The 8306-nt window shown below is 64.3% G+C and carries 5 protein-coding genes; 2 read left to right on the forward strand and 3 right to left on the reverse strand.

The features are described 5' to 3' along the window. Positions 1–4 precede the first annotated feature (4 nt). Positions 5–3637 (reverse strand): S41 family peptidase, encoded by a 3633-nt coding sequence (locus HOP58_RS16925; RefSeq protein ID WP_234260963.1) that lies wholly within the window; start codon positions 3635–3637, stop codon positions 5–7. Positions 3638–3799: 162 nt separating this feature from the next. On the opposite strand from HOP58_RS16925, the gene HOP58_RS16930 reads away from it, so the two are divergent. Then, positions 3800–5083, forward strand: a complete 1284-nt coding sequence (locus tag HOP58_RS16930; protein ID WP_010626705.1) for an acyltransferase family protein — start codon at positions 3800–3802, stop codon at positions 5081–5083. On the opposite strand, the gene HOP58_RS16935 is transcribed toward HOP58_RS16930, so the two are convergent. Then, on the reverse strand, positions 4970–5842 hold the full coding sequence (locus tag HOP58_RS16935; RefSeq protein ID WP_234260964.1) for an alpha/beta hydrolase: 873 nt from the start codon (positions 5840–5842) through the stop codon (positions 4970–4972). The genes HOP58_RS16930 and HOP58_RS16935 overlap by 114 nt on opposite strands. Next, the gene (locus tag HOP58_RS16940; RefSeq protein ID WP_234260965.1) at positions 5839–7398 is read right to left on the reverse strand and encodes an alpha/beta fold hydrolase; all 1560 of its coding nucleotides are present in this window, start codon (positions 7396–7398) and stop codon (positions 5839–5841) included. Before HOP58_RS16940 ends, HOP58_RS16935 begins: the two co-directional genes overlap by 4 nt. 229 nt (positions 7399–7627) lie before the next feature. Between HOP58_RS16940 and HOP58_RS16945 the strand changes: the two genes are divergently transcribed. Continuing rightward, positions 7628–8050, forward strand: a complete 423-nt coding sequence (locus HOP58_RS16945; RefSeq protein ID WP_234260966.1) for a CBS domain-containing protein — start codon at positions 7628–7630, stop codon at positions 8048–8050. Positions 8051–8306 lie beyond the last annotated feature (256 nt).

The raw sequence follows: 8306 nt of genomic DNA on the forward strand, positions 1-8306 counted from the left end.
GTCGTTACTCCTCTCCGTCGATACGCTCGAGCAGGTCGGCCACGGCTCGTTCGAGCTGCCGGTCGCGTTCGGCCACTTCGTCCTGGGGTGTCTGCTCCACCAGCAGATCCGGCATGGCGCCGTTGTGCTCCATGTCGGTACCGTCGGGTAGGTACCAGCCGCGGAAGGGGCGCCGTACGGTGGCGCCGTCGATCAGCGTATGGCTGTTGGTGGAGATCACCCCGCCGTAGGTCTGCTGCCCCACCAGCCTACCGCGCCCCAGCGTGGTGAAGGCGTGGGCCAGGATCTCGGCATTGGAGTAGCTCTTCTCGTTGGCCAGCATGTTGATCGGCAGCGTATAGCGCGGGGCGTCCAGGCGGTCCTGCGGGTAGTGGCCGGTCGCGCCACGGTCGGCACCGGCGGGAATGGTGTAGGCGTGCTCGCCGGCCATGATCGAAGTGAGGATGCGGTCGGTGGTGTGTCCGCCACCGTTGTTGCGCACGTCGATGATCAGGCCGTCCTTGCCTTCTGCCGCAGCATAAAGATCGCCCTGGAAGCCTTCCAGCGAGGTCTGATTCATGGCCTGAATGTGCAAGTAGCCGAGCCGCCCGTCGGAGAGCTCCTCGACACGATTGCGGCTTTCCTCGCGGAAAGCGTCGTACCTGAGCCGGGCCAGCTCCGTCAGACCGACCGTCTGCAGCATGGTGCGATATTCGGTGTAGCCGTCTGCATTCGGGCGGTCGAAGGTAATGATGACCTCCTGATCCACCTGTCCGCGCAGGCGCTGCAGCAGCGTCTCGTTCTCCTCGATGGGCCGCAGGCCGATTTCGGTGATGACGTCGCCCGGCGCCAGCGGCATGGGGCCACGGCTGGCCGGCCCTTCGGGAATTACCTCGGTGACGCGAAAGCCGATGCGGCCGTCCTGCTGTGAGACGATTCTCTCGTGCTCGATACCCAGCCGACCCGAGGGCTCGCGCAGCGCCGACACCGGCCCCGGGTTGGATACGCCCATGTGCGACGCTGCCAGCTCACCCATCAGGCGGTTGGTGATGTCGCTGAACTCGCTGGGCGTGCGCGCACGGCGAATCAGTGCGGCGTAGTCTTCCACCACCTCGGGCCAGTCCAGCCCTTTCAGATCGGTGCGGTAGAAGTTCTCGCCGATGACCCGCGCCGCCTCGTGGAACTTCTGTAGCGACTGCTCACGCAGGTCGATGCGTAGCCGGTCGGAGATGTCCATATAGCGGGGAGAGCCGCTGCCGGAGAGGTTGGCCACGCCAACACGGCCGTTGACGATGTAGACCACTTGCTCGCCGGTGATGTTGAGGTGCTGAACGTTGGCTTGCGGCCCGATGCGGGTGCGCTGGCTGCCGTCCCAGTTCATGGCCACCAGCCCTTCGCCGCCGGCGTTGAAGACATAACGGTCCCCGCCCGGGGTCATCTCGTTGGCGGTCTGATGCGCCGGTGAGGCCGTCACCCGCTCGATGCGACGCCAGGCGTCGTCGAGCTCAAGTTCCGCGATGTCCTGGTCCGCCGCCTCGTTATCGCCATCGTCCGTCACCGGCAGCGGTGAAAGCGCCTGCGCCGCCTCCCTTGCGCTGCGGTAATAGCTGGTGAGCTCGCGCGGGGTATAGGTCTCGACCTCGCGATCCAGGTAGACCCGGTAAAGGTCGTAATTCTCGCCGGAGCGATTGGAAATGAAAGTCAGCTTGCGGCTGTCCGCCGACCAGCGCGGATTCAGGTCGTTGCGCGGATGGCGGGTGATGTTGACCGGCTCCGCCGAGCCATCAGCCGGCACCACGAAGATGTTGGCGCTGAAGTCGAGATCGTTCTGCGAATAGGCGATATAGCGGCTGTCGGGCGACCAGCGCCACTGCATGAAGCTGTCCCAACCCTCGACCAGGGTGCGCTCCTCGCCGCTCTCCAGGTCCCGAATCACCAGGTCGCCGCGCCCACGGCGGAAGGCCAGGGAGCGTCCGTCGGGCGAGGGTGAAACCTCGCGGTCATTGGTCTCCTCGGCCACCACCGGACTCACCTCGAACTGAATGGCATCGTGCCAGCGGGTTGGGTCGCGGTCCGCCGGCAGGTCGTCGGGCAGCTCTTCCTCCAGTTCTTCCTCGGGAATGCTTTCCACTTCCACGGCAGGTTCCTGGGGCGGTGGCGGCACGTCGGTGGGGGCACCCGGTTGGGGAATCAGCACCGGGTCCAGAATGAAGCCGGGATCCTGCGGGGCGAAGGGATCCTCGGGTTCCTCGCCGCGAAGGGCCAGGTCGGGATCGTAGTCGTTCCCCTGCTCCGGTTCATCGGGCAGGTCAGGGTCTGCGCCGGGGCCTTCCGAAGCGAGCGAGACGTTGGGGGAGCCATCCCAGTGGCGAACCGATGGGCGTCCTCGCGCTTGCTGTCGCTCATGGGTGCGGCGCACCTCGTCCCGGGTCAGTGTGACCCGCGCCTGATAGATCGACTCGCTGCCGTCGGCGTCGTTGACGAAGTAGAGTCTCAGGCCGTCGGGAGACCAGGCGAGGCTGTGATGGCGGGCGTGGGTGCCAGGGGTGACCAGCAGCGTCGGGCTCTGCTCGTCCACATGACGCACGTAGACGCGGCCATAGGCGATGTAGGCCATGGTCTGGCCGTCCGGGCTCAGGGTCGCCTCGCTGACGTCACGATCGATGCGCCGCAGGCTATGGGTATCGCGCCCGTCGTCCGGTGCGCGCAGGGTGATGGGTTCGGGCTCGGCGTCCGGCTGTTCCAGGTCCAGCTTCAACAGAGTGTCCCACACCTGCAGCACCGCGGTGCTGCCGTCGCGCGAAACGGAGAAGTACTCCAGGTCGCGCTCATCGAATTGCGTGAGTCTTTCGATGGTGCGCTCGGCATCCAGCTCCATACGGTAGAGGTTGACGGTCTGGTCCTCGCGGTCGGACATGAACAGCAGCGTGCTCTCGTCGACCCAGCGCGCCATGCCGTCGTCGCCGTCGCGTTCGGTCAGCGGTTCGAAGTCATCGCTGCCGAGTTCGTGCAGCCAGACGTTCATGGCATCGGGGCCGCGGTAGTGGCGACGGTTCCAGTCGTGATAGGCCCCGCCCCGGGTGAACACCACGTGTCGGCCATCCGGGGAGAGCTGCGGTTCGGAGCCGAAGGCGTCGTGCAACCGGGTATATTCGCCTCCCTCCGGCGAGAGCCGATAGGGGCGCTGGTCGCGGTACACGTCGGCCTCGAGCGTACCCGAGAAGGTGATCACCGGCTCGCCGTCCTCGTCGAGGCCGACGGTGGGATTGCGCAAGTGCTGGTCGCCGTAGGTGAGCTGCGTGAGCTGGCTGCCGTCGCGATTCATGCGCCACAGGTTGAGGTAGCCGTCGCGCATCGACGCGAATACGACCCACTCTCCGTCAGGGCTCCAACTGGAGTGCAGGTCGTCGTAGTTGTGGCGCGTCAGGCGTACCGCTGTGCCGCCGTCCGTCGAGGCGCGCCACAGGTCGCCGCGCCAGCTGAAGAGGATCTCGGAGCCGTCGGGACTGACGGAGGGAAAGCGCGGCAGGCCGACCTGCCCCGACTGAGCCTGGGCGGCGGCCGGTAAGCTTGCCAGCAAACCACCGATGAGCGTCAACAGAGAAGCGCGACGCACCCTGATGCACAGGGGCGTTCGGAGGGCGCGGAGTCCTTGCATTGTTGAACCTGTCCTTAAATGCCGATGCCATGCTTCCACAACGTAGCAACGATCATGGCCAACTTCGAATACGAATCGATCGGCTTGGTCTGATGCAAGGCCTTGCGCTAGGCTTTCGCCCGAAAGCGCGCGTTTCGCCAACCGTTCAGGGAAGGAGGGGGCATGAGTGACGCACGCGATCCATATCCCGATGCATTGCGTGCGGTTGCGCTATTGATCGTGGTGCTCGGGCACTGGGTTGCCACACTGCCGCGAATCGAGCATGGCATGCTGGTGGAGACCGGCCACATCCTCGATGCCTGGCCACCCGCAGGCTATTTCACCTGGATCGTGCAGGTCGTACCGCTGTTCATCTTCGTTTCCGCGGCGGTGAGCTCGGAAGGCGTGTGGGAGCGCTATCGCGCTGGCGATCCTCACCTGCATTGGTGGTCTGCCCGCGCGCTGGGGCTGGCCCGCCCCACCGTGACCTACCTGGCCGTACTATCCGTATTCGTTGGCATCTCCTTCTTCACCCGTGATGGCGTGCTGGGGCCGCTCAATCATTCGCTGACCGTGCACCTGTGGTTTCTGCTGATCCTGCTGGGCGTTCAACTGGTGCTGCCGCTCTCCGTCTGGGCCGACCGCCGCTTTGGCTTGTGGTCGGCGGCAGCTTTGATCGCTGCCATTGCCGTGGTGGATCTGCTGCGTTCGCGCCCCGCTGCCTTCGAGGAGTGGCTGATACTGGGGCGGCTGGTGACCGCGGAGCACGACTATTTCGCCTGGATCAACACGCTGTTCTTCTGGCTGTTGCCGCAGCAGCTCGGCATTGCCTGGTGGAATAGCCGCTTCAGCGGTCGGCGTACCGGTGCCGCACTGATGCTGTTCGGGCTGGCCTGGCTGCTGGCCGCCGTTGCCCTTGGCTATCCGCCTTCGATGGTCAACGGCGATGCGGGCGGCGATACCAACCTGCTGCCGCCGACCCTGGCGCTGCTTGGCGTCATGTGGTTTCAAGTGGGGCTGGTGGTGCTCTTCGAGACACCGGTGCGGCGCTTTCTGCAGCGTCAGCACCTGGGGCGCTGGATGGCGATGATCGGTGCCTTCGGGCTGCAGCTCTATCTGTGGCACAAGCTGGCCGAACTGCCGGCCGCCTGGCTGGGGCAACGCCTGGGTTGGCCCATCGACGCCGGCATGCCGGGCGAGCCGGGGTTCTGGGTCGGCCGGCTGGAGTGGATCGGGCTGTGTGCGCTGATGGTGGTGCCGGTGATGATTGCGGTGTTGCTCTTCGAGCGCTATCGCAAGCAGCATGTCGAACCCGCGACTGGGACGTATCGCATCGTCTCGGGCGGCACGGTGCTACTGCTTGGGCTGGGTGTCAGCCTTGGCTTGGGCGCTCTGCCCGGGGCGCTCATCGGCCTGCCCCTGGTGGCGCTCGCCGCCTGGCTGCTGCGCTCGCCCCGCCAGGCCTGACTCAAGCCATTGGCGTATGGCTGCGATGACCCACTCCGGATCGTCGATCGGCAGATCATGACCGCCGCTGAGGTGGCACTGCAGTGGCCAGCCCCAGCGTTCGGCGATGCGCCGCGAGCAGTGCCATGACACCATCTGGTCGGCTTTCGAGGTCAACACCAGGGCCGGCAAGCCGGGCAGAGCCCGGGGGAGCGGAAACCCTCGCGCGGCGGCCAGCAACTGGCGCATCAGGTTGGCCTTGCTCACCGGCGCTTCGCGTTGCCAGCGGGCATATCGCTGCGCCACGCCGTGCAGGTCGCTCTGCTGACGGGTGGTCATGCGCAAAATCGCGAGCTCGCGCTGCTCATGACTGAGAGGCAGCAGCAAGGCCATCAGCAGGCGTGGGTATTGCCGTGGGCGCAAGCGCTGATAAAAGGGAGCCGTGCCACGCAGGCTTGAGTTGATCAGCACCAGACACTCCACCTCGGTGGGAAAGCGCTGTGCCCAGCGCAGCGCCACCATACCGCCCAGCGAGATCGCCAGCACCCGGTGCGGGCCACGGCTGCCCGCCGCGTTCAACTCACGGCGTAGCGCATCGACCATGCCGTCGATGTGAGCCGGGCTGGCTTCGCGCCAGTGCGCCCCGTTGCCGGGAAGATCCACCGCCCTGGCCGGCTGTTGCAGCGCCTGGGCCAGGCGCTCGGGAAAGCCTTCCCAATGGCGTGCCTCGCGTACCAGCCCGCGCAGCAGGATCCAGCCGGGAGTTGCCGGTTCGCTCATGAACGCTCCTCTGCCGCCACATCGGGGGGCTCGATTACCCACGGCTCGCGTTCGACTTCGTCGCGGCAGCTGGCATCGACGGGCTGATGAGGATCGTCGAGAAATGCCTGGATCATCGTGGAGCGGCACTCGTTGACCGGGTTGTGCCCAAGAGCCTGCATTTCGACGTACTGCAGATTGGGCATGGTGAGCTGCAGGTGCTGCCTCCAGCGGGTGCCACAGCAGGGATCCATTTGTCCGTGAATCGCCAGTGCCGGTGTTTCGCTCACGGGGGGATCGTTGTGCTCGGCCGGTACGTCGCCATCCTCTCCCCACCAGGCGCAAAGCCAGGGCGGCTCGAATCCCAGCACGGCAGGTTCGCGCTGCACGGCTGCAATGGAGTCATCCTGGCTGGGTCGGTTGCTGCCCATGTCGCTGCATACGTGAGCCAGGAAATAGCCCAGTGCATAAGCAGGGGCCTCTGGCTCAGGGTCGTAGTCCTCGATGCGGAAGAAGGCCTCGAGCCGCGAGTAATCCCCGGCTTTGATGTCGGCTACCAGGCTGGGAAACTCGGCATAGTCGGAGGCCAGCGTCAGATAGAGAGTATCGACGAGGGCGGCGCCGTCGAAGTACAGCGCCTTCTCACCTTCTTCGCCATGCTCGACATGCGCCACGAAGGGGCGTCTATCCAGCGTCCGCCGAGCCCGGTCGAAGGCCTGCATCCAGTTCGGCAACATGTCCCGGCATGCCTCGTCTTCCGCAGCGCACAGCGCCAGTACGTCGGTGAAGGTCTGCTTGGCGGTGTAGAGCTCATCGACTGGCGGGCGGTTACGCAGATGATTGAACCAGGGCCAGCCGAAGATGGCGGCACGAATGCTCTCAGGATGGTACTGGATGAACGAGGCTAGCGTGCCGCTGCCGGTGGAGGAGCCGAAGGCGTCGATGCGCTCGTAGCCGAGCAATTGGCGAATTTCGTCGACATCACGTGATACGGCGTGCGCATTGTACTGGCTGACATCGATGCCTTCGTCGATCAGCTTGCGATAGCACGCCTGCACTTCGGTCGTGATGATGGAGAGACGATGCATCGGCTCCAGCGAAGCGGTGATCGCCGGCGTATGCAGAATGTTGTGATAAGGCGAAACCGCTGCATAGTCGGGACACTCGAGCGCCGGCTCGGCATGAGTGAAACCGCGATGGTCCATGGTTACCAGGGTGCGCTCGCCGATGTCCTTCAGCAGTTGTTCCAGATAGTCGCGGTTGGCGAGAGAGGAGTAGCCCGGGCCGCCGGGAAAGAAGAATACCGGCGGCGCTTCGTCAGCCGGGGTCTCGGGTTCGATGACGGCTACCGGCAAGGAGACCTGATTGCCGTTGGGTTCTTGCCAGTTCTCGGGTGCATGAAAGGTGTGGCAGGTCGCACCCAGCGCCTCTAGGGCTTCGGTGGGGCACGGCATGCTTTCCAGGCGGGGGAGGTCGTCTTCTTCCCTCTGATCTTGAGCGTGGCTCGGTGAAGAGAGAAGCACAATCAGCGGGACGGCCCCAAGCCAGTGCCAGGCGCAAGATTCCCTTCTTTTCATGGCGCTCTCCTTGTTGTTCGCGGGTAGCCGATGGGCCGGGCTTCGCTAGTCAAGCTAGCAGTCGGAGCGGGAGCGTCAACGCGGATAACTTGGGTAACCCTGGGCAATAAACGAAGACATAAATCGTTTTGATGGGCGCGTAGTGCATTACTACCTTTTCGGAATAAGGGGGTTATGCAGGAAGCTGTACGTCCTCGGCCGTACACCGTTTCGTAAAAGGAGGTGGAACATGCAAGTACGCGAAGTCATGACCAAGCGTCCCGATTATTGCAGTGCCGATGCATCCATTCGTGAAGTCGCCGAGCGCATGCGCAAGGACAACTCCGGTTTCGAGCCGCTAGTGGAGAACGACCGGATCGTGGGCACCGTGACCGATCGCGATCTCACGGTTCGCGCCCTGGCCGAAGGCAAGAGCCCGGACGAGAAGTCGAGCAGCGTTGCTACCACTAGCGTGCTGTACGCCTTCGAAGAGCAGGACGTGAAGGACGTGCTGCGCAACATGCGCGAGCAGCAGGTGCAGCGTCTGGTGGTGCTCAACAATCAGGACGACAAGAGTCTCGTTGGTGTGGTCACGCTCGGCGACATTGCCAACCGCTGCGATGACGACGACATGGCTCGTGAGATCGCCAACTGCAGCAAGCACTATCACTGAAACGGCGCCAGCACTGAGACTCTGCTCGATATTGCTGAAATCCAGCTCATTTCATTGGGGCGCTGCGCCGAGATCGGGCCGGCGCCCCAGGTTCATTGATGAGGCATTTCATTGATGAGGCATTTCATTGATGAGGCCTAGATACCATCTCTCCTAACCGGCCACAAATGCCCCATCAGGCGGTTTGTGGCCGATATTCGGTTTGCGTCTTGAGGACCCCGTAAGCGATATGGATCAGCTTACGCATTGCCGCCCC

Origin of the sequence: Halomonas sp. MCCC 1A11062 (assembly GCF_021404355.1) — a bacterium.
GTDB classification, from domain to species: domain Bacteria; phylum Pseudomonadota; class Gammaproteobacteria; order Pseudomonadales; family Halomonadaceae; genus Halomonas; species Halomonas aerodenitrificans.

Coding starts and splice junctions, on each gene's coding strand:
- HOP58_RS16925 (WP_234260963.1), bottom strand. CDS start 3,637: ATGCAAGGACTCCGCGCCCTCCGAACGCCCCTGTGCATCAGGGTGCGT.
- HOP58_RS16930 (WP_010626705.1), top strand. CDS start 3,800: ATGAGTGACGCACGCGATCCATATCCCGATGCATTGCGTGCGGTTGCG.
- HOP58_RS16935 (WP_234260964.1), bottom strand. CDS start 5,842: ATGAGCGAACCGGCAACTCCCGGCTGGATCCTGCTGCGCGGGCTGGTA.
- HOP58_RS16940 (WP_234260965.1), bottom strand. CDS start 7,398: ATGAAAAGAAGGGAATCTTGCGCCTGGCACTGGCTTGGGGCCGTCCCG.
- HOP58_RS16945 (WP_234260966.1), top strand. CDS start 7,628: ATGCAAGTACGCGAAGTCATGACCAAGCGTCCCGATTATTGCAGTGCC.